Raw genomic sequence first — 24,682 nt, 5'->3', positions numbered from 1 at the left:
CAGCATCCCTCTAGCCTGCGGAGCGAGCACCGGCCGGACCAGGAGGACACGTGCACGCACCCCCCGCAGGCCCGACGGTCCACGTCGTCGGACCGAACCCCGCCCAGGACCGGTTGCAGGTGGTGCCCCGGCTGCTGGTCGGCGAGGTCAACCGCGCGACCGAGGTGGTGAGCCGGCCCGGTGGCAAGGGCATGATCGTCGTCCGCGGCGTGGTCCGGCTGGGCGGCCGGGCAGCGCTGCACGGCTTCGTCGGCGGATCGGTGGGCGCGCAGATCTCGGCCGGCTGCCGGGAGCTCGGAGTCGAGGACCGGCACGTCCCCATCGCCGGGGAGACCCGGGTGAGCACGGTCGTCGTCGACAGCGCCACGGGCGCGTCCACCGTGGTCAACGAGCCCGGGCCCGAGGTGCGCCCCGCGGACGTGGACGCCCTGGTCGACGGGCTGCTGGCGGCGGTACGCCCGGGCGACCTGGTCGTGTGCACCGGCAGCCTGCCGCGCGGCGCCCAGCCGGACCTGTACGCCCGGTGCGTCACCGCGCTGCGCGGGCGCGGGGTGCTCACCGTGGTCGACACCTCCGGGCCCGGGCTGGCGCCGGCCATCCGGTCCGGCCCGGACGTGCTCAAGGTCAACGAGGACGAGCTGCGTGCCGACGCCGGGCTCACCGACCCGGCCGAGGGCGACGCGGACCTCCCGATCCTCATGGCGCGGGCGCTGGCGGCCGGGGTCGGAGCGGTCGTCGTCACCCGCGGCGCGGCCGGCCTGTCCTACCGGTCGGCGACCGAGGGGTGGGAGGTGGCGAGCCCCGCCGTGTCCGTCGTCAACGCCACCGGGTCCGGCGACATGATGCTGGCCGGCTTCGTCACGGCCCTGGCGCACGGCGAGGACCGGGAGACGGCGCTGCGCACCGGCGCCGCCGCCGGCGCTGCCAACGCCGCCCGGCTCGAACCGGACCTCAGCGGCCCCGCCGAGGTCGCCGAGCTCCGGGCCCGGGCGATCGCCACCGCCGTCCCGGGGGTGGGCGAGTGACCGCCACCTTCCTCGGGATCGACGTCGGCACGACGCGCACCAAGGCGGTGCTGCTCGCGCCGGACGGCTCCACCGTCCTCGCCGCGGCCGCCGCCCCCACGCCGCAGGGCGACGCCGACGGCGTCGCCGTCCACTCCCCCGCGGCGGTCCGGGACGTCGCGGTGGATGCGGCCCGGCGCGCCCTCGCCGAGGCCGGCCCCGAGGCGCGCGCGGCGCTGGGCGGCATCGCCGTGACGTCGGTCGGTGAGGAGGCCGTGCTGCTCGACGCCGCGGCCCGCCCGGTCGGGGACGTGCCCACCTGGTTCTCCGGCGTCGGGCACGGCCCGGCCCGGCAGCACGCCGCCGACCTCGACCGTCGCGCCCCGGTCACCGGGTTGCGGCACCCGGAGTACACCGTCCACACCCTCGCCTGGTGGGCCCGGACCCGTCCGGCGCAGGCGCAGGCGGCCACGACGCTCACCGACCTGGGCAGCTGGCTGCTGTCCTCGCTGGGCCCCGGCGACCTGGTCATGGACCACTCGCACGCCTCCCGGACCGGCCTGTTCGACGCCCCGACCCGGTCCTGGCGTCCCGAGGGTCTGGCCGTGGTCGGCACCGGTCACCTGACCCTGCCCCGGCTGGTGCCCTCGGGCACCGTCGTCGGCGAGCTGGGCGCCGGGCCGGCCGCCGAGCTCGGCATCGCGTCCGGCGTTCCGCTGGTGACCGGCGGGCACGACCACTTCTGCGGCGCGCTGGCCGCCGGCGCCCGCTCCCCCGGCGACCTGTTCGTCTCGGCCGGTACCTCCGAGGCGCACCTCCTGGTCACCGACTCGCTCGACGCCGCGGCGACCGCCGGCAGCGAGGTCGGCTGCTTCGTCACCGACGGGCTGTTCTACCTGCACGCAGCGCTTCCCTCCGGAGGGCTGTACCTCTCCTGGACCCGCCTGCTGGGCCTCGACCCCGCCACTCCGCTGGACACCCTGCTCGCCGGGGAGCCGGTCGGCAGCCGCGGCGTGCGCGGGCAGATCTCCGCCGACCGGCGGCTCACCCTGGCGGGCCTGCCGCTCGACGTCCTCCCGGCGACGCTGCTGCGCGCCCTCATGGAGACCACCGCGGTGGCGTCCCGGGACATGACCCGCGACCTGAGCCGCACCGCCGGCCGGGCCATCGTCCAGCGCCTGCTTGCGGGCACGCCCGCGAGCTCACCGGCCTGGCGGGAGATCCGCACGGCCATCGGTGAGGGCGCCGCGGCCTTCGTCGACGCCCAGGAGGCCACGGCGCTGGGCGCCGCGCAGCTGGCCGTGCGCGGGGTCACCGGTGTCCTGCCGCCCCCGGTCCCGCGACGCAGCGCCGACCCGGAGATCCCGCCGGCGCGCCGCGAGGAGTACGCCCGCGCGTTCGGCTGACTGCCGAGCGCCCCGGTGGCGCTCGAGCGACCTCGCCGGCGCCGGTGCCGGCGCAACCGTCGGTACCGACGGCGACAATGCGGGCATGGTGGCCTTCTTCGTTCCGCGCGCCGGCGACGACGACCAGGCCGAGCGCCTCTACGAGGCGTTCGCCGAGTTCGCCGGAGGCGCCCCGGCGCCGCGCGGGGAGCGCGTGCGCTCGATCGCCTTTTCCCAGGACGGCGCGGAGTGGGTGGCCGAGGTCGGGGAGGAGCTGCGGGGCGAGCGGACGACGCGGCAGCTGCGGCGCGGTGAGCTGATCGAGCGCATCGAGACGCTGACCTCCACCTCCCGGGTGCTCGCCATCTACCCCGGGTCGCCCTTCACAGTGGTCACCGACGCCCAGCCGATCACCGGCGCCGCCTCGGAGTGGGCCAACCCGTTCACCGTCGAGCCCGCCCGGGTCGTCCTCTTCGACCGGCACTGACCTCCGGCGCCCCGCCCGGTGGGGCGCCGGTCATGGATGCCGCCGGCCCGGACCGAGCGCGCCGCGACGCCGGCTCCGGTGGCCTGGCCTGCCGGAGGGGCGCACAGTGGCCCGCAGGCGCTGCGGGTGTCCCGGGAGGTCGGAGCGCCCAGGCCTCGCCGGTCCAGCACCGGGCCGGTGGGGCCGCCCCGCGGTCTCAGCCCCGGGTACGGGTGGCCCGCAGCCGCTGCAGGCGCCGCACCACGACCGGGCGCGCGGCCTCTGCCTCGGGCCGGTTCACCAGGGTGTTGAGCCGCTGGTAGTACCTGGTCGGCGCCAGCCCGAACTGGCCGCGGATCGAGTTCTCCTTGGCAGCCGGATGGCGCCACCACTGGTCCTCGAAGTCCAGCAGGGCGAGTTCGTCGTCGGTCAGCTCGGGCACGGGCCGGACGTTAGGCCGGGGCACCGACAGAACGGCCCCCGCAGTCGGCGCGGCTCGCGCGGCGTTCCGCGGGCCCCCGTGCGCGGCGCCCGGCGACGCAGCAGCACAGCCGTGTGACTCCTGTGACGGATGTGGCGATGCCTCTATCGGCACCGAACCAGCCCGGCTAGTTTCGTCCCGCCCGGCGGCGTGTCGACTGCATTGCGTGGTCCCTCCCGTGCGCGAACCGGACGTCTCAGCACCGGGCACGATCAGCAAACCAAAGGACCACCACATGCGCGGCACCCCATCGGCCCGGACGACCTCGACGCGGACCACTGCGACACGGACCACCTCGCTGCGGCACCGGCATGCCGTCGGGGGCCGGCCCCGGAACGCCGGCATCCTCGGCGCCCTGTCCGTCGTGGTGATGGCTGCCGCCCTGGGCACGCTGGTGCTGGAGGACGGCGACACCGCCGCCACCTCGGTGGAGGTCGCCGCGACGGCCGACCAGGCCGCCGGCCGGAACAGCCTCGCCGGCACCGACCGGGCCTCCCGGGTGCACCGCGTCCCCGCCCTCCCTTCGCCGAGCCCCACCACGATGCCGGAGGCCAGCACCGCGGCCCCCTCGACGACGATCGGCGAGACCACCCGGGCACCGGGCCCGGTTCCCACGCAGACCACGCAGGCCCTGGAGCCGCCGGCCCCCGCGCCCGAACCGGCCCCCGCGCCCGCCCCGGAACCCGCGCCCGAGCCAAAGCCCGCCCCGAAGCCCGCCCCCGCCCCGAAACCCGCCCCGAAGCCGGCCGCAGTGCCCGCCCAGGTCGCGGCAGGCTCCGGGCAGACGATCCAGGCCTACCTCACCGGGTACACCTGGCACGACAACACCCCCGCCGGCAGCCCGCAGATCTCCCACCCGCAGATCCACGAGACGGCCGGCGGCACCGGCACGTTCGAGGACCCGATCACCCTGGCCGTCGGCCACGACAAGTCCAGCGGCCGGAGCGTGCTCGACTGGCCGGCCGGCACCCGCTTCTACGTGCCCGCGTTCAGCCGCTACCTGATCGTGGAGGACACCTGCGGCGACGGCGGCGCACCCCAGCACGGCGCCTGCCACACCGGCTACCCGTCCAACGCCTCGACGTGGCTCGACGTCTGGGTCGACGGCCGGGACAGCGGCTCCTCGGAGTCCGGCCGCTGCGCGGGTGCGATCACCGGCGTCACCGAGGTGATCGTCGACCCCGGTCCCGGCCTCCCGGTCCAGGCCGGCGCCCTGTCCTCCGGTGGCCGCTGCGCGGCCTGACCTCCGCCGCCCCGCCGCGCGCAGGAGCGCCGGTCCGGTCGAGGATGGGACGTGCCCTTCGACCACAGCGCGACCTACCCGGCCGGCCCGGACGAGGTGCTCGCCGTCCTCCTCGACGAGACGTTCCTCCGGGAGCGGGCCGACGCGCTCGGCACCCGCGTGCAGGACGTGCAGAGCGTCCCGGTCGACGGTGGGCACCGGACCACCGTCCGCCTGACCACCCCCACGGCGGGCATCCCGCCGGTCTTCGCCCGCTTCGTCGGGGCGGAGGTGGCCGTCGTCGACCGGCAGACCTGGTCCACCGACGGCGGCACCGGCCACCGCGCGGTCGTCGAGGTGCACGCCCGGGTGTTCGGGCGGCTGGCCGGCGTCACCGGGGAACGCCGGCTCGTCCCCTCCGGGGGCGGCACCCGCTCGACCGTCACGGGCGAGGCCACGGTCGATGCACCGCTGATCGGCCGGCAGGCCGAGGCCGCCGTCCGGGAGCTGGCGATGGTGGTCGCTCGCCGCGACCACGATCTCCTGCGGCGCTGGCTCGGCCGGTAGCCGTCCACCCACGCAGTGCGCCCGTCGGATCGCGAGCGGCCCGGCGACGCTTCGGCCACGGGGCGCCCCTTCGTGTTGACTCCCGGCCCCTACCGGCATAAGGAAACGGCATGGTTCCGTCCGCAGTGGACGACGTGGTCCCCTTCGAGGACTGGCCGTCGGCCGCCCGCAGCGCCCTCGCCTTCCTGCACCGCACGGTGGGCCTGGACGTGTGGATGCTCACCCGCGTGCAGGGCGACCAGCAGATCGTGCTGCACGCCCACCCGTTCGAGGCGGTGCCGGTGGGCACCGCCATGCCCTGGGACCAGAGTTTCTGTCGCAAGATGGTCAGCGGCACCGGCCCGCGCGTCTCCACCGTCACCGCCGCCACCCCCGCCTACGCCCAGCCGCTCAACGCGCGTGCCGAGCGGGTCGCCGCCTACGTCGGCGTGCCGCTGGTGGACCGGGACGGAACGGTCTTCGGCACGTTGTGCGGCGTCTCCGCCCGGGCCCAACCGCGCAGCCTGGCCCGCAACCTGCCGGTCGTCGAGATGACCGCGCGGATGCTCAGCACGCTGATCGCGCTGGTCGGGCCGCAGCTCCGGGCGACCCCGGCCCAGCCCGGGGAGTGACGGCGGTCAGCGGGCAGGGGCCAGCTCCCGGGCCTCGATCCGGCGGCCGGCGACGTAGTAGAGCGTCGTCCCGACCGGCATCGGGCGGTCCCACGGCGGGCTGACGGTCAGGCCGTCGGCGTCGCGCACTGCCAGGACGGTGGCTCCGAAGGTTTCCCCCAGGTGCACCTGGCAGGCGCCGAACGTGGCGAAGCGGTGGCCGGCGGGCAGGCGCAGGGAGTAGGTGTTGCCGTGCCCGCCGCTGGTCATCAGGTCGCTGTAGACCTCGGTCAGCCCCGGGTCGCACGCCTCCTCGGTGATGAGGCTGGGCATGTGCCACTGCACGCAGGCGATCCCCGGATTGACGTAGCGGAGGCTCTCCCGGCGGCCGAGGTCCCGCAGCGCGGCGACCATGTGGACGCCGGGGTTGGCGTGGTCGACCGCCACGGCCATCGCGAGCGTCTCGTTGTCGTCCCGGCCGTCGACGATGACCGTCCGGGCGCGCGCGACCGACGCCCGGGTCATGACGTCGACGTTGGTGAGGTCGCCGCGCACGAAGGAGACCGCCTGCTGCTCGGGCACCGGGTTCTGGGGGACGTCGCCGTCCCAGGCGCACAACGCGATGCTGGCGCGGCCCTCGGCCGCGAGCTCGGCCAGCATCCGCTCGGTGCGCCCGGGGGTGTACCCCAGGACGACGACGTGATCTGCCAGGTCCAGTCCGACCACACCCCTCAGGCGCTTGCCACGGACCGACTGCAGGTAGTCGGCCAGCCGCGTGAACAGCAGCGTCAGCGTGACGATGCCACCGACGATCACGTAGGTGCCGACCACGTGGCCGGCCGTCGACACCGGGAAGAAGTCGCCGTAGCCGACCGTGGCGGCGGTGACGACGAAGTACCACCAGTAGTTGCCCGGCGCGGCGATCCCGCTGTCGGCCGGCTCGACCAGGGCCATGGCCAGCCAGCTGGTGAGGAACACCCCCACGATGACGGCGAGCGGCAGCCGCCAGCCCATGAGCCGGCCGCCCAGCAGGCGGGTCAGCCGGGTGAGGAAGAACAGCACGGGCCTCCTGCCGGGGACGACGGTCGGGGCAACCTACCGTCTCCGGGCCGCAGGAACGCTCAGCCGACCGGCGGGTCCGCCTGCCCAGCCTCCTCGTGGTGGCTACGGCGCAGGTGCAGTCGATGGTGATGGGCTTCCGGCGAGTGCACGACGGTGACCGGACACGTCGCGTGCTGCACGCACTGCATGCTCACCGAGCCCAGCAGCATGCTGGCGAACCCGCCGTGCCCCCGGCTGCCCACCACCAGCAGGTCCGCATCGTGCGACGCCCGGACGAGCGCGTCCGCCGCGGAACCCTGCTCCACCCGCAGGTGCACCTGCGGTGGCGGCTGCGGCCCCTCCGGCAGCACGTCGGCGACGCAGCCGCGCACGCGGTCGACCGCTGCGGCCCCGACCTGGTCCGCCGCGTGGTCGCCGAGCACGTACAGGTCCATCCAGCGGTCGGGATCGGCGTAGGCGCCCACCGCCTCCACCGGCACCCCGCGTCGCGCCGCATCGTGCAGCGCGAACAGCAGTGCGGTCCGGCCGCCCGCCGAGCCGTCGACACCGACGACCACGCGCGGGCCGTGCAGCTGCTCGACCTCGGCCTCGTCCTCGTCCTCGACCAGCGGAGTCTGGTCGGTCATGACGCCACCTCCTCGATCGGTACCCCGCTGACTCCAGGGTCCTCGCCCGCACGCAGAAGATCCAGGGTTCGCCGTCGGTGCCGGCCCGCCGCCCGGCGGTTGGCTGCCGGCCGGCCCGGGGTAGCGCCGTCCCATGGAGAGTCACGAGCTGCTGCTGAACGCCTTCGACAACGTCGAGGAAGCCGTCCGGGGCGCGGTGGAGGGGATCGATACCGACCTGCTCACCGCCCGGGTGGCCCCGGAGGCCAACACGATCGCCTGGCTGGTCTGGCACCTGACCCGGGTGCAGGACGACCACGTCGCCGAGGTCGCCGGGCAGGAGCAGGCCTGGACGGCGGCCGGCTGGACCGGGCGGTTCGCGCTGCCCTTCGACGCGGGCGCCACCGGCTACGGCGCCAGCAGCGCCGACGTCGCCGCCGTCCGGGTCGACGATCCGCAGCTGCTCGTCGAGTACCACGCCGACGTGCACCGGCGCACGGCGGAGTTCCTCGCCGCGGTCACCACCGACGACCTCGACCGCGTCGTCGACACCCGCTGGGACCCGCCGGTCACCCTGGGCGTCCGACTGGTCAGCGTGGTCACCGATGACCTGCAGCACGCCGGTCAGGCGGCCTTCCTGCGCGGGGTGCTCGAACAGCGCTGACCCCGGTGCCTACCCGCAGGTAACGTCGCCCGGGTGAGCGCTGCTGGCACCCATCCCACCGCCCCGGCCGTCGACTTCTACGCCCTCGAGGACCTGCTGGAACCGGCCGAGATCGAGGTCCGGGACCGGGTGCGCGACTTCTGCGCCCGCGAGGTCACCCCGGTGATCAACGGCTACTGGGAGCGGGCCGAGTTCCCGTTCCCGCTGCTGCCGGGGATCGCCGGGCTGGGCATCGCCGGTGGCACGGTGCAGGGGTACGGCTCACCGGGCATGAGCGCGGTCGCGGCCGGGCTGGTGGCCGCGGAGTGGGCGCGCGCCGACGGCAGCCTGGGCACCTTCTACGGAGTGCACAGCTTCCTGGCGATGCAGTCGATCGCCATGCTGGGCAGCGAGGAGCAGCGCGAGCGCTGGCTGCCGGCGATGGCCCGGATGGAGACCATCGGCGCCTTCGGGCTGACCGAGCCCCAGCACGGGTCGGACGCCGTCGCGCTGGAGACCCGGGCCCGCCGGGACGGCGACGAGTGGGTGCTCACCGGCGCCAAGAAGTGGATCGGCAACGGCACGATCGCCGACCTCGTGCTCATCTGGGCGCGCGACGAGGACGGGAACGTCGGCGGCTACGTCGTCCCGCGGGGCTCGGCCGGCTGGACGGCGACCCGGATGACCGGCAAGACCGCGCTGCGCGCGGTGTGGCAGGCCGAGATCACCCTCGACGGGGTCCGGGTGCCGGCGGAGAACAAGCTCGCCCACTGCCGTTCCTTCACCGACGTCTCCCTCGTGCTGGACCGCACCCGGTACACCGTCGCCTGGCGGGCGCTGGGGGTCGCGGAGGCCGCCTACGAGCTCGCGCTGGCCCACACGCTGCAGCGCGAGCAGTTCGGCCAGCCGATCGCCGGCTACCAGCTCGTGCAGGACAAGCTCGCCCGGATGCTCGCCGAGATCACCAGCATGCAGCTGCTGAGCTGGCGGTTGTCCAAGCTGGCCGACCAGGGGCGGATGACCGCGGCGATGGCGTCGTTGGCGAAGATGAACAACTGCCGGAAGGCCCGGCAGATCGTGGCCGACGCCCGCGATCTGTTCGGCGGCGACGGGATCCTGCTGGAGCACCACATCGCCCGGCATCACGCCGACATCGAGGCGATCTACACCTTCGAGGGCACCGACCACGTGCAGTCGCTCATCGTCGGCCGGGAGGTCACCGGGATCTCGGCGATCACCGGCCGGCGGAAGGTCCGGGCGGCGGAGCCGGCACCGGAGCCGCCGCAGTCGCTCTGAGCGGCGGGTCGATCCGAGCGTTCAGCCCGCGCGCTGGAGCTGCGCCGCGGTGACCCGGCGACAGTCGGCGCAGGCGGTGCGACCGGCGCCGAGCCGGTTCCAGCGCAGCGATCCCCACACCTGGACGATGGCGCCGCAGACGGCGAGCTCCACCTCCCCGTCCAGCTCGTCGGCCGGACGGTGCGCCTCGACGGCGTGCCAGGAGGCCGGCTGGTCGACGGGCTGAGCCCAGGACCGACGGTCTGGTCGGGCGAACCCGACGACGTAATTGCCCACGACTCCATTGTGCCCCGGAACACATCCCGCGACCACCGGAAGCGGCAACGATCCGTCGGCGCGGGGCGACCCCACGGCCCCCGCCCGCCGCGCTACCGTCGGACGTGACGCGGAGGAGGCGCCGGTGGATCCCCTGAGCCTGGTGGTGGGTGGCGTGCTGCTCGCCGCCGGTTACCTGGGTGGCCGGCTCGGCGCCCGCCGCGCCTCCCGCACCCGGGCGCCGCAGCTGCCCGTCGCCACGTGCGGTTGCGGGCACTCGCTCAGCCAGCACGACCCGAAGGACCACACCTGCCACGCGGAGGTGCCGCGGGACGCCTTCAACTGGGCCGGTCACCGGGCCGGGCAGACCTGGGTGGACTGCCGCTGCCGGCAGTACGTCGGGCCCCGGCCGATCGACGAGGTCTTCGCGCCGCGACTGCTGGCGCCGCCGGACTGACGGGCAGCGGCCGCGCAGTGGTCGACGCGCCGTCCTGCCCGCCGCTGGCTACCGTCGCCCCGTGATCACCGTCTGCGGCGAGCTCGTGATCGACCTGATCCCCGTCCCCTCCGGGGACACTCCGGTCGACGACGCTCCCGGGCCGCCGACGTACGCCGCGTTCCCGGGCGGCAACGCGCTGAACGTGGCCGTCGCCGCCGCGCGGCTGGGCAACGTGGTGCACCTGATGTCGCGGGTCGGGCCGGGGCCCTTCGGCGTCCTGCTCCGCGACCACGCCGCCCGGGCGGGGGTCGCGACCGACGCGATGCTGGCCGCACCGGAGCCGGTGAGCCTGGCCGTCGTCGAGCTCGCCACGGACGGATCGGCGAGCTACTCCTTCCACACCCGGGGCGCGGCGGACTGGCAGTGGACCCCCGCCGAGCTCGAGCAGGCGTGGCCGGCCGGCACCCGGATCGTGCACGTGGGCTCGATCTCCAGCTGGACGCCGCCGGGGTCCCGGCACATCGCCGACCTCGTGCGCCGGGTGCGCGCCGACGGCAGCGCCCTGGTCAGCTTCGACCCCAACGTCCGGGCCGGCCTGGTCGAGGACCCCGATGCCGTCCGGGCGCAGGTGGACGACCTGCGGCGCACGGCCGACGTCGTCAAGGTCAGCTCGGAGGACCTGGAGTGGCTGGAGCCGGGTGCCGACCTGGACGAGGCGGCCGCCCGCTGGGCCGCGGAGGGTCCGGCCCTGGTGGTGCTGACCGACGGCGGCGAGCCGCTGCGCGCGGCCCGCCCCGACGGCACCCTGCTGCGCCGGCAACCGCCGCGGGTGACGGTGGTCGACACGGTCGGCGCGGGTGACAGCCTGGCGGCCGGGTTGTTCTCCGGGCTGGTCCGCACCGGCACGCTCAGCCGCGCGGCGCTGCTCGACCTGACCGACGACGACCTGGCCGCCCTGCTGGACGACGCTGCCCTGGTCGCCGCGCTGGCCTGCACCCGGGCCGGGGCCAACCCCCCGACGCGGGCCGAATTCGAGGCCGCCCGCGGCTAACCGGTGCCGCCCCGGGGCTCAGCCGGCCGAGGGGCGGGGCTCAGCCGGCCGAGGGGCGGGCGCGCACGTGCATCCTCTCGCCCTGCGGGCCGAACAGGCAGAGGACCTCGGCCGGCTCCGGCCCGGGATTGCCCATCCAGTGCGGCACGTGCGTGTCGAACTCGGCGACCTCACCGGGGACCAGCACCACGTCGTGCTCCCCGAGCCGCAGGCGCAGCCGGCCGGACAGCACGTACAGCCACTCGTAGCCCTCGTGCACCGCGAGCTCCGGCTCGCCTCCGGGCGGACCGGGCGGGAACACCTGCTTGTAGGCGCGCAGCCCGCCGGGGCGGCGGGTCAGCGGCACGAAGGTGATGCCGTGCCGCTGGAACGCGCGCGCGTGGACCCGGGGGTCGCCGGTGGGCGGGGCGTCGACGAGCTCGTCGAGCGGCACCTGGTGCGCCCGGGCCAGCGGCAGGAGCAGCTCCAGGGTGGGCCGGCGCTGCCCGGACTCCAGCCGGGAGAGGGTGCTCACCGAGATGCCGGTGCGCGCCGAAAGCTGCGCCAGCGTCGCGCCGCGCTGCTGGCGCAGGCCACGCAGCCGCGGTCCCACTGCGTCCAGCACGCCGTCCAGGTCGCCGCCCTCGTCGTCCACGACGGTCAGCTTGCCATTCCGGCAACGGATGTTGTCAACACCTCCGGCCCGGGTCCAGGGTCTTCCCGAGGCACCACTCCCCGGTGGCCCGGACGGGAGACTCCGATGGACGAGCAGTACGACGTGGTGGTCATCGGCGGCGGGGCCGCCGGCCTGAGCGGCGCCCTCGCCCTGTCGCGGGCGCGCCGGTCGGTCCTGGTGGTCGACGCCGGCGCACCGCGCAACGCACCGGCCGGGCACGTGCACAACTACCTGACCCGCGAGGGCACCCCGCCGGCCGAGCTGCTGGCGGCCGGGCAGGCCGAGGTCACCGGCTACGGCGGCGCGGTGCGTGCGGGCACCGTGGTCGCCGCCCGCCGGGTGGACGACGCTGGCTTCCGGGTGGAGCTCGCCGACGGCCCGGCCGTGCGGGCCCGGCGGCTGCTGGTGACGACCGGGCTGGTCGACGAGCTGCCCGACCTGCCCGGCCTGGCCGCGCTGTGGGGCTCCGACGTCCTGCACTGCCCGTACTGCCACGGCTGGGAGGTGCGCGACCAGCCGCTCGGCGTGCTGGGCACCGGCCCGTTCGCCGTCTTCCAGTCGCTGCTCTGGCGGCAGTGGAGCGCGGATGTCGTCCTCTTCCAGCACACCTCCCCCGCCCCGTCGGGCGACGAGTTCGAGCAGCTGGCCGCCCGGGGCATCGTCGTCGTTCCGGGGCCCGTCGCCGGGCTGGAGACCACCGGCGGTCGGCTGTCCGGCGTCCGGCTGGCCGACGGCGAGGTGGTCCGGCGCTCGGCCCTGGTGGTCGCCCCCCGGTTCACCGCCCGGTCCGACGTGCTCGTCTCCCTCGGGCTTCAGGCGGTGCCGCAGGAGATGCACGGTGCCGTCATCGGCAGCGCCGTGCCCGCCGACCCGACCGGGGCGACCGCCGTTCCCGGCGTGTGGGTGGCCGGGAACGTGACCACGCTGCAGGCCCAGGTGATCAGTGCGGCCGCGGCCGGGCTGGGTGCCGGCGCGGCGATCAATGCCGACCTCACCGCCGAGGACACCCGCCTCGCCGTGATCGCCGCCCGCGCGGGGCGTGCAGCATGACCCACCATCCGTCGGCCGGCGAGCGATCCGATGGCCGGGTTCGGCCGGCCGGGCTGCGGGTCTGCTGGCCGGCACCGACGACGAGGCGGACCTCGCCGTCACCATGACGGCGCCCGAGCTCAGTCGTCGTCCTCCGCACCGTCGTCGTCCTGGCTGTCGTCGTCCGCACCGTCGTCGTCCTCGCTGTCGTCGTCCTGGCTGTCGTCGTCCTCGCGCTCGGTGCTCAGCACGCCGGCATCGCCGGCATCCACCGTGACCTCGTGGACCGAGCCGTCGGTCGCCCGGACGGTGACCTCCCAGACGACGAACCCGTCCTCCTCCTCCAACTCGCTCCCGGCCACGTCCCCGCCGCCGACCGACTCGACCGCCGCGGTTCCGGCGGCGGCCTCGTCGACGGCCGCCAGGTCGGCCAACGCCGTCTGCTCGGCCGCGTCGTCCTCGGGCAGGGTCGACTCGTCCACGGGAACCGTGCCCGGCCGGCCCAGCTCGTCGCCGCCATTGCCGTCGGCTGCGACGGCGATACCGCCGGCGGCCGCGAGTCCGACGGCGGTGGCGGCGGTGACGACGACAACTCGCTTGCGAAGGCCCATCAGACGTTCCTCTCCACAGGGCCCGGCCGGGTGCCGGTTCCTCTTCCTCCACGATCCCGACCGTCGATGAGAGATCGATGAGCTGGGATTGGGAGTTCGTCTCATCGACCCGCCGCCGCGCAGCAGCGGCGCGACCACGCCGTGCGGTCGAGCGCCGCATCGCCCCCTCATCGGGGCGTGCGAGGCTCACCGGATGCGCGTGCTGGTCGTCGAGGACCACGACAAGATGCGCGACGTCCTGCGGCGGGGGCTGACCGAGGCCGGATACGCCGTCGATGCCGTCGCCGACGGCCCGGCCGGCCTGGCCCGTGCCACGTCGACGACGTACGACGCGATCGTGCTCGACGTCATGCTGCCGGGCCTGGACGGGTTCGAGGTGTGCCGCACGCTGCGGAACCGGGCGGTCTGGACGCCGGTGATCATGCTCACCGCCCGGGACGCGGTCGCCGACCGGGTCCGTGGGCTCGACCACGGCGCGGACGACTACCTGGTCAAGCCCTTCGCCTTCACCGAGCTCCTCGGGCGGCTCCGCGCGCTGCTGCGGCGCGGCCGCCCGCCGCGGCCCGCCGTGCTGCAGTGCGGGCCGCTGTCGTTGGATCCGGCGACCCGCGTGGTCCTGTGCCGCGGGGAGCTCGTCGAGCTGTCCGCACGCGAGCTCGCGCTGCTGGAGTTCCTGCTCCGCAACCCGGATCGGGTGCTGTCCCGGACCGAGCTCGTGGAGCACGTGTGGGGCCACGACTACGACGGCTTCTCCAACGTCGTCGACGTCTACGTGAAGTACCTGCGCGACAAGATCGACCGGCGGTTCGACGTCGACCTGCTGCAGACGGTCCGCGGGGCCGGCTACCGGCTCGCCTGTCCGCATCAGGCCCGGTGATTCGCGATGCGCCGGTTGCCGATCAGCGTGCGGCTCGCCTTCCTGACGGCCGCATCGCTGAGCGCGCTGCTCGCCCTGGTGGGCATCGTGGTCCACCACCAGCTCGGTGCCGGGCTGCGCGCGGGCATCGACCAGCAGCTCGCCGCCCTCGCCGCGGCGCTGCCGCCGCGCCTGCCGGAGGAGGGATTCGCCGAGGCGGCGGACGAGTTCGACCAGCTGGAGCTCGGTGACCGCCTGGTCCAGCTCGTGGACGGGCGAGGCGAGCTGGTGGTGACCAGCGACGACGTCGATGCCGCTCGCCCGCTCCTCGGTCGGGCCGACCTGGAGAGAGCCCGCGACGGCGCTGCCGTGCTGCGGACCCTCCCCGAGAGCCCGGCTGACGACGACCCGCTGCGCGTGCTGGCCGTCCCGTACGGCGACGGGGAACTGGTCGCGGTCCTCGCCGCGGAGCTCGACGACGTGCGGGACGCGCAGCAGGCGCTGGTCGCCGTCTACGGCCCGGTGGCGCTGCTCGGCGTCGCCGTGGCCGGCCTGCTCGGCTTCGGCATCGCCCGGCGGGGCCTGGCGCCGGTCCGCCGGATGACCGACGAGGCGGAGGTGATCGGCGGGTCGGACCTGTCCCGCCGGCTGTCCGCTCCTGCCCGCCTCGACGAGGTCGGCCGCCTCGCGCGCACGCTGAACGGGATGCTGGCCCGCCTGGACGCGGCGATCGGCCGGGAACGCGCGTTCACCGCCGACGCCAGCCATGAGCTGCGCACCCCCCTGGCCATCCTCCGGGCCGAGATCGAGCTGGCCCTCGACCGGGCCGACGACCCCGCCGTTCGATCGGCGCTCGACACCGCCCTGCAGGAAGCCGCCCGGCTGTCCGGGCTGGTCGACGACCTGCTCGTGCTCGCCCGGGCCGACTCCGGTGATCTCGGGACCCACCGCCCGCTCGACGTCGGCGAGCTCGTCGACGTGGTGATCACCCGGTTCGCCACCCTCGCCGGCCGGCGTGGCGTGCGGCTGGAGTCCGCCGGAGCGGCTGTCGTCCGAGGCGACTCCGCCGGCCTGGAACGAGCCGTGGCGAACCTCGTCGACAACGCGCTCCGGCACGCACCCGACGGCGGCCTCGTCACGGTCGAGGTCCGCGCGACCGGCCCGGCGGGAGTGACCATCGCCGTGAGCGATACCGGTCCCGGGGTGCCGCCCGAACAGCTGGGCAGTCTCTTCGACCGCTTCAGCCGGGTCGACGACGCGCGACACGAACCCGGCGGAGCGGGGCTCGGACTGGCGATCGTCTCCGCCGTCGCGACCGCGCACTCCGGCAGGGTCACCGCGGCCAACCTCGCCGACGGCGGCCTGCGCGTCACCCTGTCGCTGGGTGGGTAGTGGGGCTCGCCGTGGTGGTGGTGGTCATCGCCGCCCGCTTCATCGTTCCGCTGGGCATCCCGCGGCGGCCGGTGCCCGCTCTGCTCGCGGCGCTGGTGCTCGACGCCGTCGACCAGACGGTCTTCCAGTCGGTGGGCGCGGACTTCGACGGCTACCAGAGCTACGACAAGGCCCTCGACGTCTACTACCTGGCCATCGCGTACGCGTCGACGCTGCGCAACTGGCCCCCCGGGCTGGCCTTCACGACCGCGCGGTTCCTCTGGTACTACCGGCTCGTCGGGGTGGCCGCGTTCGAGCTGACCGGCGCCCGCCCGCTGCTGCTGGTGTTCCCCAACACCTTCGAGTACTACTTCCTCGCCTACGAGGTGATCCGCACCGGTCGGGACCCGCGGCGACTGTCGCGCCGGTGCATCCTCGCCCTGGCCGGTGGCATCTGGGTGTTCGTGAAGCTGCCGCAGGAGTGGTGGATCCACATCGCCCGGCTGGACGTCACCGAGCAGCTGGCGGACCACCCGCAGCTGGCGTCCTGGCTCGCCGCCGCCGCGGCGGCGACCCTCGCGGGCTGCACCTGGTGGCTCCATCGCGGGCGGCCGCGCGACTGGCCGTCGACCACCCGGGTGGATGCGCACCTGCCCTCGGTGGCGGTGGGCCCGGCACGGGCGGTGCCGCTGCGCAGCCGGATCTTCCTGGGCATGGTCGGCGAGAAGGCCCTGCTCGTCTCGCTCGTGGTGGTGATCTTCGCCCAGGTGCTGCCGACCATGGAGGCCACGGCCACCCAGATCGTGCTGTCCACCAGCACCTTCATCACCGCCAACGCGGTGGTGAGCCAGCTCCTGGCCCGCCATGGCACCAGCTGGACGAGCACCCTGTCCCAGTTCCTGGCGATGGCCGCGGTGAACGCCGGCATCACCGTCACCCTCCGGCTGCTGCCGGGTGAGCGCGGAGCGTCGTTCGACGTCGCCAGCAGCCTCTTCTTCCTGCTGCTGCTGACCCTGCTCGTGACCTTCCACGACCGCTACCGCACGGTTCGCCGCGAGCGCGCGGCACTGCTCGGCCCGGCAGGCCACCCGGTGAGCGGCCGGCACACCCTGCCGCCGCCGTCCGGCCGCCGCTGACGGCGCTCCGGTCCTGTCGGAAATCGCCAGACATCCCGGGACGATTGGTGATCTGGAACACACCCGCAGCGGACGTCGGCTGCCGATGAATCCACCATGGCACGCCGCCTCGCCGCTGCAGGGTCCCCGACCGATCGTTCGGTCGCGATCGAGCGATCACCGTCGCCCTGGTGGCAGACCGCCGTCGTCTACCAGGTCTACCTGCGCTCGTTCGCCGACGGCAACGGCGACGGCGTCGGCGACCTGGCCGGGCTGCGCTCCCGGCTGCCCTACCTCGCCTGGCTCGGCGTCGACGCGCTGTGGATCAATCCGCACTACCCCTCCGGCGGCGCGGACGGCGGCTACGACATCGTCGACTACCGCGCGGTCGACCCCGAGTACGGCGACGTCGGAGACCTCGAGGACCTGGTGGCCGACGCCCGCCGGCTCGGGCTGCGCGTCGTCCTGGACGTCGTGCCCAACCACACCTCCGACCGCCACCGGTGGTTCCAGGCGGCGCTCGCCGACGCCGATTCCCCGGAGGCCGCCCGCTACCACTTCGCCCCGCCGTCCGACGAGCCGCCGAACAACTGGCAGTCGCTGTTCGGCGGCCCGGCGTGGTCGCGCACCCCGGACGGCCGCTGGTACCTGCACCTGTTCGCCCCGGAGCAGCCCGACCTGAACTGGCGGGATCCCGCGGTCGCAGCCGACTTCGAGCAGACCCTGCGGTTCTGGCTGGACCGCGGCGTCAGCGGCTTCCGGGTGGACGTCGCCTACGGCTTGTTCAAGGACGCCGGGCTCCGCGACAACCCCGGCTCCTACTCCCCCACCCTGTTCGGCCACGGCCCGGAGCAGGCGATGACCTGGAACCAGCCCGAGGTGCACGACGTCTGGCGCCAGTGGCGGGCGATCTGCGACGAGTACCCGGACACCATGCTGGTCGGCGAGGTCTGCCTGGCCGACCTGGAGCAGGTGGCGTTGTACTCACGGCCCGACGAGATGCACCAGTCGTTCTCCTTCCGGCTGCTGAAGTCGCCGTGGGACACCGCGGCCTTCGCCGACGGCGTGCAGAGCGCGCTCGACGCCTTCGGCCGGGTCGGTGCACCGGTGTCCTGGGTGCTGGGCAACCACGACAAGGACCGTCAGGTCACCCGGTTCGGCGGCGGGGCCCTGGGCACCGCCCGCGCCCGTGCCGCGGCGCTGCTGATGCTCGCGCTGCCCGGCTCGCCCTACGTCTACGCCGGCGACGAGCTCGGCCTGCCGCAGGCCACGGTGCCCGACGAGGTCAAGCGCGACCCGATCTTCTTCCGCAGCGGCGGCGCCCGAGCCGGCCGGGACGGCTGCCGCGTCCCGATGCCGTGGAACGACACCCCCGGGGTCGGCTTCTCCCCGGAGGAGTCCGCCGACCCGTGGCTGCCGGTCCCGTCCGGATGGGACCGGTACGCGGTCTCCCGGCAGGCCCGGGACGGCGGATCGGTGCTGACCCTCTACCGGCGGGCGCTCGCCCTGCGTGCGGCGCACCCGGCGCTCGGGTCCGGCCAGGCGACCGTCTGCACGCAGGACGACGTCCTGACCGTGACCTGCGTCAGCGGTGCCGAGACCGTGCGGTGCGTGCTGAACATGGGCTCCGGGACCGTGCTGGTCGGCTCGCCGGGGTCGGTGCTCCTGGCTTCCACCACGCGCGTGCGCCAGTCGGCCGGCAGCGTCGCCCTGCCGGCGGACAGCGCGGTCTGGCTCGTGGAGAGCTGACCGGCGGGCACCTGGCCGGTGGACGGCCGCCCGCCACCGGCCATCGGACGCCATGGCCGGCCATCGGACACCATGTGACCGTGGAGACCGCACAGCAGCCCCTGCGCCGGGCCCTCACCGGCCCGGCGGCCCGGGCCGTGCTGACGGTCCTCGTGGTGGTGGCGGTCTTCGCCTTCGTGCTGCCGCGGATCGCCGACTACGCCCAGGTCTGGGAGCTGGTCACGGCCATGACCTGGCTGGAGACGGCCCTGCTGGCCGGCCTGGCGGCGGTGCACGTCGTCTCCTACGCGCCGGTCTGGGCCGTCGCCCTGCCCGGCCTCGGCTGGCGGCGGGCGGTGCTCACCGACCTCGCGTCCACCGCCGTGTCGAACGCGGTCCCGGTCGGCTTCGCCTTCGGCGTCGGGACGACGGCGGCCATGCACCGCTCCTTCGGCTTCGCCCCGGCCCCCATCACCCGGGCCGTGGTGCTCACCGGCGTCTGGAACAACTTCGTCAAGCTGGGGATGCCCGTCGTGGCCCTGCTCAGCCTGGCGCTCACCGGCGACGCCGACCGTGCGCTCGCCGTCGCCGCCGTCTCGGGCACCGTCGTGCTCGTGCTCGCGCTCGGCGCGCTGGTGGCGGTGCTGGTCCACCGGGGCGCGGCGATCACGCTGGCCCGGGCGGCCGAACGACTGGTCGGCCGGCTCGCCCGGCGGCTGCGCCGCCGGCAGCCGAGCGGCTGGGAGGCCCGGGTCGACCGCTTCCGGGCCGACTCGCTGGCACTGCTGCGCCGGCGCTGGCCGGCGCTGACCGTCGCTGCGGTGGTCAACCACACCCTCCTCTTCATCCTGCTGATCGCCACGCTGCGCAGCATCGGCGGGCAGGGGGCCGACGTCGGCTGGCCGTGGGTGCTGGCCGTGTTCGCGCTGACCCGGCTGGTGACCCTGGTGCCGATCACCCCGGGCGCGGTGGGCGTGGCCGAGCTCAGCTACGTCGCCGGGCTGACCGCCGTGGGCGTCGGCGCGGTCACGGCGTCCGGAGCCGTCCTGCTGTTCCGGGCCCTGACCTGGTTGCTGCCGATCCCGCTGGGGCTGGCGGCACTGGTGCTGTGGCAGCGCGGCGCGGGGCAGGAACCGGCCGCCGGGCCGGTGCCCGGTGCGCCGCAGGCCCGGCCTCAGGCAGCCTGGAAGGAGCGTTTGGACAGGCCGAGGGCGTAGCCGTCGATCGTGGTGGTCACCGGCGCGGTGGGATCGGCCGCGGCACCGAGCGTGACGAACAGCGGCGTGTAGTGCTCCACCGTCGGGTGCGCGTAGGGCATGCCGGGCGCGGCGCTGCGGAACCGGGCGAGCTCGTCGACGTCGCCGCGGGCCAGCGCGTCGGCGGCCCAGGCGTCGAAGTCCGCGGACCAGCCGGGCGTGGTCGCGCCGGTCCAGTCCGAGCGGGTGAGGAACGGCAGGCCGTGGGTCATGTAGCCCGAGCCGATCACCAGCACGCCCTGCTCACGGAGAGCCCGGAGCCGCTCGCCGAGGGCCAGCAGCCGGGTGCTGTCGTGGGTGGGCATGCTCAGCTGGAGCACCGGGACGTCGGCCTCCGGGTACATGATCTTCAGCGGCACCCAGGCACCGTGGTCGAGACCGCGGCTGCGGTGCTCGTGCACCGGCTCGCTGTCGGGCATCAGCGCAGCGACCTGCCGCGCCAGGTCGGCGGCGTCCGGGGTGTCGTAGCGCATCGCGCTGTACATCGGGTCGAACCCGCCGAAGTCGTAGACCAGCTCGGCCGGCCGGGTGCTGCTGATGCTCAGCGGCGCGGACTCCCAGTGCGCGCTGACGATCAGGATCGCCTTCGGCGTCGGCAGCGCCCGGGCCCAGTCGTGCAGCTCGGTCATCCAGTCGGCCATCTCGAACAGCATCGGCGCGCCGTGGCTGAGGAAGAGGCTGGGCAGCGCGCCGTCCGCCGGCGTCCACCGCGGCCGGGCCACCGTGCCCGCGGCGGCCACCCGGCGCAGGTGGGCGGCGAACGGGTGCGCGGCGGGGATGCGGGCGTCGGCCGCGGCGGTGCTGCTGAGCGGGATGGACGGGGTCATGGCTGGCTCCCTGCATGAAGTTTCACGTTCCTGCTGAGAACAAGGTACTTGAGCCGTCAATCATTCCGGTTCGGGTGTCATCGCACTCCGCCGTGGGCAGGGTCTCCGGATGACCGCTCCCACCGACCCGCCTCCACCCCTGCGCGCCCTCGCCCTGGTCTGCACGCTGACCCCGTCGCCGGCGGAGTCGAGCAGCGCCCTGATGGCCGAGCAGGTGCTCGGCGCCCTGGCCCCGCACGGGGTCACCGGCGAGCTCGTCCGGGTGGTCGATCACGACGTGCGGCCCGGCGTCCAGCTCGACATGGGCGCGGGCGACGCCTGGCCCACGATCCGCGCCAAGCTCATGGACGCCGACATCCTGGTGTTCGCCACGCCGACCTGGATGGGCCAGCACTCCAGCGTGGCCCAGCGCGTTCTCGAACGGCTCGACGCCGAGCTCGCCGAGACCGACGACGAGGGCCGGCTGCAGACCTTCGGCAAGGTCGCCGTCGCCGCGGTCGTCGGCAACGAGGACGGCGCCCACCACATCAGCGGGATCCTCTTCCAGGGGCTCAACGACGTCGGCTTCACCCTCGCGGCGAACGCGGTCACGTACTGGAACGACGAGGCGCAGAGTTCGGCCCGCGACTACAAGGATCTCCCCGAGCAGCCCGACGGCGTCGCCGCGACGATGGCCACCGTCGCCGCGAACGCCGCACACCTGGCCCGGCTGCTCACGTCCTCCGGCTACCCGCCCGCCTGATCCCGGAGGAGCCCCGTGGCCGCACCCATCCTGGTCGACCCGGCCACCTACGAGCAGGGGCCGCCGTTCGCGCTGCTGCGCCAGCTGCGGGCCGAGGCGGCGGTGACGTGGGTGGCGGAGCCGGCGCTGCACGGCCAGCCCGCGGGGCCGGGGTTCTGGCTGGTCCTCCGGCACGGCGAGGTGGAGCGGGTGCTGCGCGACCCGGCGACCTTTTCCTCCTGGTTGGGCGCCACCCAGGTCCGCGACGCCGCGGACCTGCCGTGGGTGCGCCGGATGATGCTCAACATGGATCCGCCGGACCATTCCCGGCTGCGGCGGCTGCTCACCCGGTCGTTCACCCCGCGGGCGGTGGCCGCGCTGACCGCCTCGATCGAGGCGACGGCGGCCGGCCTGGTCGACCGGATGATCGGCGGAGCTGCCGGCGGACGCGGCGACTTCGCCAAGGACGTCGCCGCCGACCTGCCGCTGCACACCCTCGCCGACGTCCTCGGCGTGCCGGCCGAGGACCGCTGGCTGATGTTCGACTGGTCGAACCGGGTGATCGGCTGGCAGGATCCGGACTACGCCTCGTCGGCGGCCTTCGACGGCAGCACCGGGACGTCGATGGCCCGGGCGGCGCTGGCCCTGCGGCCGGCGCCCGGCCCGGACGGGCGGATGCCGGACCCGCGGACCCGCGCCGGCATGCCCGACCTCTACGCCTACGCCCGCCTGCTGGCCGAGGAGAAGCGCCGCTCCCCCGGCACCGACGTCATGTCGGTGCTGCTCGCGCAGGTCGACGAGGGCGGCGGCCGGGTCACCGACGCGGAGTTCGAGAACATGTTCTGGTTGTTCGCCGTCGCCGGGAACGAGACGCTGCGCAACGGGCTGCCCGGTGGACTCATCGCCCTGCTGCAGCACCCGAATCAGCTGGCCGCCGTGCGCGCTGATCCCGCTCTGCTGCCCGGGGCGGTCGAGGAGATGCTGCGCTGGTGGACCCCGGTGATGGTCTTCCGCCGCACCGCCACAGCCGATGTCGACCTCGCCGGTGTCCGGGTCCGGGCCGGGGACAAGGTGGTCGTCTCCTTCACGTCGGCCAACCGCGACGAGTCGGTGTTCGCCGACCCCGACCGGTTCGACGTCGCCCGCTCCCCGAACCCGCAGCTGTCCTTCGGGCACGGCCCGCACTTCTGCCTCGGCGCCCAGCTGGCCCGAGTGCAGATGCGCGCCCTGTTCGCCGAACTGCTGCGCCGCACCGGCACGGTCGAGCTCGACGGCCCACCGGCGCTGCTGCGTTCGAACTTCCAGCGCGGCGTCAAGCGGCTCCCGATCCGCTGGACCGCCGCCTGAGCCGGATGGCGGGTCACGACCTGGCGCGCAGCCCCTGGAACGTCGTGGTGACCAGTGCGTCGGCGAGGTCGTCCGCCGAGAGGCCGCCGCCGGGCCGGTACCACTCGGTCAGCGAGTTGACCGTGCCGAACAGCAGCCGGCTGGTGACGGCGGGGTCGACGTCGGGCCGGACGTCGCCGTCGTCCTCGGCGGCGCGCACCAGGTCGGTGACGATCCGGTCGAACTCCCGCCGCCGGCGCAGGGCGTCCTGCTCGACCGGGGAGTTGCCCCGGACCCGCAGCAGCAGCGTCACGAAGGGCAGCTCTGCGGTGAGCACCCGGACCGAGCCCCGGACGACGTGCTCCAGCCGGTCGATCGCCCGGCCGGTGGTCGCCCCCGGCTCGCCGGTGACGGCGAACAGCCCGTCGAGCGCCCGGTCCAGCGCGAGACGCAGCAGCTCCACCTTGCTCGGCACGTGGTGGTAGATCGCCGACTTGGTGATGCCGAGGCGCGTCGCCAGCTCCTCCATGCTGGTGGCCTCGTACCCCCGCTCGTTGAAGGCGGCGACGGCGACGCCCAGCAGCGAGTCCAGCGAGTGGCCCGGCCGGCCCCGCCGCCCGGCCGTCGTCGTCACGCCCCGCCCCCAGGGGCCAAAATCGCGACTTTGGCCCTCGAGGGGTTCACGCGCGATTCCGGAGGTCGGCCAGCCGCTGCAGCTTGCCCATCGACCGGGCGAGCGTCTCCGGGTCGACCACCAGGACGTCCACGCTGATCCCGACCGTGTCCCGCACCGCCTGCCGGACCTCCTGACCGGCCGGGTCGCGGCGCTCGGCCGGGCAGTCGGGGCGGGCCTCGATCCGCACGGTGAGGTGGTCCAGCCGCCCGCGCGTGGTCAGCTCCAGCGCGAAGTGCGGGGAGAGCCCCGGGGTGCGGAGCACGATCTCCTCGATCTGGGTCGGGAAGAGGTTCACCCCGCGCAGGATGATCATGTCATCGGTGCGACCGGTGATCTTCTCCATCCGGCGCATCCCCGGGCGGGCGGTGCCCGGCAGCAGGCGGGTGAGGTCGCGGGTGCGGTAGCGGATGACCGGCATGGCCTCCTTCGTGAGCGAGGTGAGCACCAGCTCCCCCTGCTCGCCCTCGGGCAGGACGTCGCCGGTGTCCGGGTCGATGACCTCCGGGTAGAAGTGGTCCTCCCAGACGTGCAGGCCGTCCTTGGTCTCCACGCACTCCTGGGCGACCCCCGGGCCCAGCACCTCGGACAAGCCGTAGATGTCGACCGCCTGGATGTCCAGGCGCTGCTCCATCTCCCGGCGCATCTCCTCGGTCCACGGCTCGGCGCCGAAGATGCCGATCTCCAGGGAGGACGAGCGCGGGTCGATGCCCTGCTTGTCGAACTCGTCGATGACGGTGAGCATGTAGGAGGGCGTCACCATGATCACCCGCGGTCGGAAGTCCTGGATGAGCTGCACCTGCCGCGGGGTCATCCCGCCCGACACCGGGATGACGGTGCAGCCGAGCTTCTCCGCGCCGTAGTGGGCACCGAGCCCCCCGGTGAACAGCCCGTAGCCGTAGGCGTTGTGCACCGTGTCGCCGGCGCGCCCACCCGCCGCGCGGATCGACCGGGCCATCACGGTGGCCCACGTGTCGATGTCCCGCTCGGTGTAGCCGACGACGGTGGGCCGGCCGGTGGTGCCGGAGGAGGCGTGCACCCGGCGCACCTCGGCCTGCGGGACGGCGAACATCCCGAACGGGTAGTTGTCGCGCAGGTCGGCCTTGCCCGTGGTCGGGAACCGCGCCAGGTCGGCGAGCTCCGTGCAGTCCTCGGGGTGCACGCCGGCCGCGTCGAACGCCTGCCGGTAGTGCGGCACGTTGTCGTAGGCGTGCCGCAGGGTCCACCGCAGCCGGCCGAGCTGGAGGGCGCGGAGCTCGTCGGTTCCTGCCCGTTCGGCCGGATCGAGGGTCGCGGGGTCGGCCGGGCTCCCCAGTCGCCGTGCTCCATCGATCGTCGTCATCGCCGGGCCGTCCCCTCGGTCAGCTGCGCCCGCCCCAAGGCTTGTGGACGAGCGGCGTTCCGGGTCACACTATTCCTGACCGGGCGGTCGGTAAATGGCCCCGCCG

At 74.6% G+C, this 24,682-nt stretch carries 27 protein-coding genes; 18 read left to right on the top strand and 9 right to left on the bottom strand.

Annotation, left to right across the window (positions count from 1 at the left end; genetic code table 11):
* Positions 1–50: 50 nt before the first annotated feature.
* The 3 genes from ACYVG5_RS07395 to ACYVG5_RS07385 all read left to right on the top strand — a co-directional run bounded on the left by ACYVG5_RS07395 (position 51) and on the right by ACYVG5_RS07385 (position 2,876).
* Complete coding sequence (locus tag ACYVG5_RS07395; RefSeq protein ID WP_222044489.1) at positions 51–1,025, top strand: 1-phosphofructokinase family hexose kinase; 975 nt, start codon at positions 51–53, stop codon at positions 1,023–1,025.
* On the top strand, positions 1,022–2,410 hold the full coding sequence (locus ACYVG5_RS07390; protein ID WP_222044487.1) for an FGGY-family carbohydrate kinase: 1,389 nt from the start codon (positions 1,022–1,024) through the stop codon (positions 2,408–2,410). The genes ACYVG5_RS07395 and ACYVG5_RS07390 overlap by 4 nt, the downstream gene beginning before the upstream one ends.
* Before the next feature lie 85 nt (positions 2,411–2,495).
* On the top strand, positions 2,496–2,876 hold the full coding sequence (locus ACYVG5_RS07385; protein WP_222044485.1) for a hypothetical protein: 381 nt from the start codon (positions 2,496–2,498) through the stop codon (positions 2,874–2,876).
* Positions 2,877–3,072: 196 nt separating this feature from the next.
* Here ACYVG5_RS07385 and ACYVG5_RS07380 read toward each other — a convergent pair whose 3' ends face one another.
* Entirely contained in the window at positions 3,073–3,297 is a 225-nt protein-coding gene (locus ACYVG5_RS07380) for a DUF3263 domain-containing protein (protein ID WP_460683067.1), read from the bottom strand.
* Positions 3,298–3,571: 274 nt separating this feature from the next.
* Between ACYVG5_RS07380 and ACYVG5_RS07375 the strand changes: the two genes are divergently transcribed.
* From ACYVG5_RS07375 to ACYVG5_RS07365, 3 genes are all read left to right on the top strand, one after another.
* Entirely contained in the window at positions 3,572–4,579 is a 1,008-nt protein-coding gene (locus tag ACYVG5_RS07375) for a hypothetical protein (protein WP_222044483.1), read from the top strand.
* Between the two features lie 51 nt (positions 4,580–4,630).
* Positions 4,631–5,125, top strand: a complete 495-nt coding sequence (locus tag ACYVG5_RS07370) for a DUF2505 domain-containing protein (RefSeq protein WP_222044481.1) — start codon at positions 4,631–4,633, stop codon at positions 5,123–5,125.
* A gap of 110 nt (positions 5,126–5,235) precedes the next feature.
* Positions 5,236–5,736, top strand: a complete 501-nt coding sequence (locus ACYVG5_RS07365) for a GAF domain-containing protein (protein WP_222044479.1) — start codon at positions 5,236–5,238, stop codon at positions 5,734–5,736.
* A 6-nt stretch (positions 5,737–5,742) separates the two neighbouring features.
* On the opposite strand, the gene ACYVG5_RS07360 is transcribed toward ACYVG5_RS07365, so the two are convergent.
* Both ACYVG5_RS07360 and ACYVG5_RS07355 read right to left on the bottom strand, forming a co-directional pair.
* Positions 5,743–6,777, bottom strand: coding sequence for an ion channel (locus ACYVG5_RS07360; protein ID WP_222044477.1), 1,035 nt, complete (start codon positions 6,775–6,777; stop codon positions 5,743–5,745).
* A gap of 59 nt (positions 6,778–6,836) precedes the next feature.
* Complete coding sequence (locus ACYVG5_RS07355) at positions 6,837–7,403, bottom strand: universal stress protein (protein WP_222044475.1); 567 nt, start codon at positions 7,401–7,403, stop codon at positions 6,837–6,839.
* A 133-nt stretch (positions 7,404–7,536) separates the two neighbouring features.
* Between ACYVG5_RS07355 and ACYVG5_RS07350 the strand changes: the two genes are divergently transcribed.
* Both ACYVG5_RS07350 and ACYVG5_RS07345 read left to right on the top strand, forming a co-directional pair.
* Positions 7,537–8,046 (top strand): mycothiol transferase, encoded by a 510-nt coding sequence (locus tag ACYVG5_RS07350; protein WP_222044473.1) that lies wholly within the window; start codon positions 7,537–7,539, stop codon positions 8,044–8,046.
* A gap of 33 nt (positions 8,047–8,079) precedes the next feature.
* Positions 8,080–9,321, top strand: a complete 1,242-nt coding sequence (locus ACYVG5_RS07345; protein WP_222044471.1) for an acyl-CoA dehydrogenase family protein — start codon at positions 8,080–8,082, stop codon at positions 9,319–9,321.
* A 21-nt stretch (positions 9,322–9,342) separates the two neighbouring features.
* Here the strand turns inward: ACYVG5_RS07345 and ACYVG5_RS07340 are convergent, their stop codons facing one another.
* Complete coding sequence (locus ACYVG5_RS07340; protein WP_222044468.1) at positions 9,343–9,597, bottom strand: hypothetical protein; 255 nt, start codon at positions 9,595–9,597, stop codon at positions 9,343–9,345.
* Positions 9,598–9,721: 124 nt separating this feature from the next.
* Here ACYVG5_RS07340 and ACYVG5_RS07335 point away from each other — a divergent pair, with 124 nt between their 5' ends.
* Together ACYVG5_RS07335 and ACYVG5_RS07330 are read left to right on the top strand one after the other, a co-directional pair.
* The gene (locus ACYVG5_RS07335) at positions 9,722–10,033 is read left to right on the top strand and encodes a hypothetical protein (protein ID WP_222044466.1); all 312 of its coding nucleotides are present in this window, start codon (positions 9,722–9,724) and stop codon (positions 10,031–10,033) included.
* Between the two features lie 61 nt (positions 10,034–10,094).
* Positions 10,095–11,066, top strand: coding sequence for a PfkB family carbohydrate kinase (locus ACYVG5_RS07330; RefSeq protein ID WP_460683066.1), 972 nt, complete (start codon positions 10,095–10,097; stop codon positions 11,064–11,066).
* Between the two features lie 40 nt (positions 11,067–11,106).
* Here ACYVG5_RS07330 and ACYVG5_RS07325 read toward each other — a convergent pair whose 3' ends face one another.
* Positions 11,107–11,700, bottom strand: a complete 594-nt coding sequence (locus tag ACYVG5_RS07325) for a helix-turn-helix domain-containing protein (protein WP_222044464.1) — start codon at positions 11,698–11,700, stop codon at positions 11,107–11,109.
* A gap of 105 nt (positions 11,701–11,805) precedes the next feature.
* Here ACYVG5_RS07325 and ACYVG5_RS07320 point away from each other — a divergent pair, with 105 nt between their 5' ends.
* Positions 11,806–12,771, top strand: a complete 966-nt coding sequence (locus ACYVG5_RS07320) for an NAD(P)/FAD-dependent oxidoreductase (RefSeq protein ID WP_222044462.1) — start codon at positions 11,806–11,808, stop codon at positions 12,769–12,771.
* 119 nt (positions 12,772–12,890) lie between these two features.
* Here ACYVG5_RS07320 and ACYVG5_RS07315 read toward each other — a convergent pair whose 3' ends face one another.
* Positions 12,891–13,361, bottom strand: coding sequence for a PepSY domain-containing protein (locus tag ACYVG5_RS07315; protein WP_222044459.1), 471 nt, complete (start codon positions 13,359–13,361; stop codon positions 12,891–12,893).
* 193 nt (positions 13,362–13,554) lie between these two features.
* On the opposite strand from ACYVG5_RS07315, the gene ACYVG5_RS07310 reads away from it, so the two are divergent.
* From ACYVG5_RS07310 to ACYVG5_RS07290, 5 genes are all read left to right on the top strand, one after another.
* A complete protein-coding gene (locus tag ACYVG5_RS07310; RefSeq protein WP_222044457.1) occupies positions 13,555–14,238 on the top strand; it encodes a response regulator transcription factor in 684 nt (227 codons plus the stop codon).
* 6 nt (positions 14,239–14,244) lie between these two features.
* Positions 14,245–15,609 (top strand): sensor histidine kinase, encoded by a 1,365-nt coding sequence (locus ACYVG5_RS07305; protein WP_222044455.1) that lies wholly within the window; start codon positions 14,245–14,247, stop codon positions 15,607–15,609.
* Positions 15,609–16,724, top strand: a complete 1,116-nt coding sequence (locus ACYVG5_RS07300; protein ID WP_222044453.1) for a hypothetical protein — start codon at positions 15,609–15,611, stop codon at positions 16,722–16,724. The genes ACYVG5_RS07305 and ACYVG5_RS07300 overlap by 1 nt, the downstream gene beginning before the upstream one ends.
* Positions 16,725–16,820: 96 nt before the next feature.
* On the top strand, positions 16,821–18,452 hold the full coding sequence (locus tag ACYVG5_RS07295) for a glycoside hydrolase family 13 protein (RefSeq protein ID WP_222044451.1): 1,632 nt from the start codon (positions 16,821–16,823) through the stop codon (positions 18,450–18,452).
* An 80-nt stretch (positions 18,453–18,532) separates the two neighbouring features.
* The gene (locus tag ACYVG5_RS07290; protein ID WP_222044450.1) at positions 18,533–19,648 is read left to right on the top strand and encodes a lysylphosphatidylglycerol synthase transmembrane domain-containing protein; all 1,116 of its coding nucleotides are present in this window, start codon (positions 18,533–18,535) and stop codon (positions 19,646–19,648) included.
* Here the strand turns inward: ACYVG5_RS07290 and ACYVG5_RS07285 are convergent.
* Positions 19,606–20,514, bottom strand: a complete 909-nt coding sequence (locus tag ACYVG5_RS07285; protein ID WP_222044448.1) for a dioxygenase family protein — start codon at positions 20,512–20,514, stop codon at positions 19,606–19,608. The genes ACYVG5_RS07290 and ACYVG5_RS07285 overlap by 43 nt on opposite strands.
* A 109-nt stretch (positions 20,515–20,623) precedes the next feature.
* On the opposite strand from ACYVG5_RS07285, the gene ACYVG5_RS07280 reads away from it, so the two are divergent.
* Both ACYVG5_RS07280 and ACYVG5_RS07275 read left to right on the top strand, forming a co-directional pair.
* Positions 20,624–21,256: a flavodoxin family protein gene (locus ACYVG5_RS07280; RefSeq protein ID WP_246629405.1), complete on the top strand. Its 633-nt coding sequence runs from the start codon at positions 20,624–20,626 to the stop codon at positions 21,254–21,256.
* Between the two features lie 15 nt (positions 21,257–21,271).
* The gene (locus ACYVG5_RS07275) at positions 21,272–22,582 is read left to right on the top strand and encodes a cytochrome P450 (RefSeq protein ID WP_222044446.1); all 1,311 of its coding nucleotides are present in this window, start codon (positions 21,272–21,274) and stop codon (positions 22,580–22,582) included.
* Positions 22,583–22,595: 13 nt separating this feature from the next.
* Here the strand turns inward: ACYVG5_RS07275 and ACYVG5_RS07270 are convergent, their stop codons facing one another.
* Together ACYVG5_RS07270 and paaK are read right to left on the bottom strand one after the other, a co-directional pair.
* Positions 22,596–23,195, bottom strand: coding sequence for a TetR/AcrR family transcriptional regulator (locus ACYVG5_RS07270; protein ID WP_222044444.1), 600 nt, complete (start codon positions 23,193–23,195; stop codon positions 22,596–22,598).
* Between the two features lie 46 nt (positions 23,196–23,241).
* On the bottom strand, positions 23,242–24,576 hold the full coding sequence (paaK, locus tag ACYVG5_RS07265) for a phenylacetate--CoA ligase PaaK (protein ID WP_222044442.1): 1,335 nt from the start codon (positions 24,574–24,576) through the stop codon (positions 23,242–23,244).
* Positions 24,577–24,682: the final 106 nt, after the last annotated feature.

This window comes from Modestobacter lapidis, assembly GCF_054780755.1.
This window is presented reverse-complemented; position numbering and strand designations above follow the sequence as displayed.

Excerpts from the sequence above, each read along its gene's own strand:
- ACYVG5_RS07365 (WP_222044479.1), top strand. The coding sequence starts at position 5,236 with ATGGTTCCGTCCGCAGTGGACGACGTGGTCCCCTTCGAGGACTGGCCG.
- paaK (WP_222044442.1), bottom strand. The coding sequence starts at position 24,576 with ATGACGACGATCGATGGAGCACGGCGACTGGGGAGCCCGGCCGACCCC.
- ACYVG5_RS07305 (WP_222044455.1), top strand. The coding sequence starts at position 14,245 with ATGCGCCGGTTGCCGATCAGCGTGCGGCTCGCCTTCCTGACGGCCGCA.
- ACYVG5_RS07280 (WP_246629405.1), top strand. The coding sequence starts at position 20,624 with ATGACCGCTCCCACCGACCCGCCTCCACCCCTGCGCGCCCTCGCCCTG.
- ACYVG5_RS07285 (WP_222044448.1), bottom strand. The coding sequence starts at position 20,514 with ATGACCCCGTCCATCCCGCTCAGCAGCACCGCCGCGGCCGACGCCCGC.
- ACYVG5_RS07385 (WP_222044485.1), top strand. The coding sequence starts at position 2,496 with ATGGTGGCCTTCTTCGTTCCGCGCGCCGGCGACGACGACCAGGCCGAG.
- ACYVG5_RS07375 (WP_222044483.1), top strand. The coding sequence starts at position 3,572 with ATGCGCGGCACCCCATCGGCCCGGACGACCTCGACGCGGACCACTGCG.
- ACYVG5_RS07320 (WP_222044462.1), top strand. The coding sequence starts at position 11,806 with ATGGACGAGCAGTACGACGTGGTGGTCATCGGCGGCGGGGCCGCCGGC.
- ACYVG5_RS07295 (WP_222044451.1), top strand. The coding sequence starts at position 16,821 with ATGGCACGCCGCCTCGCCGCTGCAGGGTCCCCGACCGATCGTTCGGTC.
- ACYVG5_RS07355 (WP_222044475.1), bottom strand. The coding sequence starts at position 7,403 with ATGACCGACCAGACTCCGCTGGTCGAGGACGAGGACGAGGCCGAGGTC.
- ACYVG5_RS07310 (WP_222044457.1), top strand. The coding sequence starts at position 13,555 with ATGCGCGTGCTGGTCGTCGAGGACCACGACAAGATGCGCGACGTCCTG.
- ACYVG5_RS07350 (WP_222044473.1), top strand. The coding sequence starts at position 7,537 with ATGGAGAGTCACGAGCTGCTGCTGAACGCCTTCGACAACGTCGAGGAA.
- ACYVG5_RS07315 (WP_222044459.1), bottom strand. The coding sequence starts at position 13,361 with ATGGGCCTTCGCAAGCGAGTTGTCGTCGTCACCGCCGCCACCGCCGTC.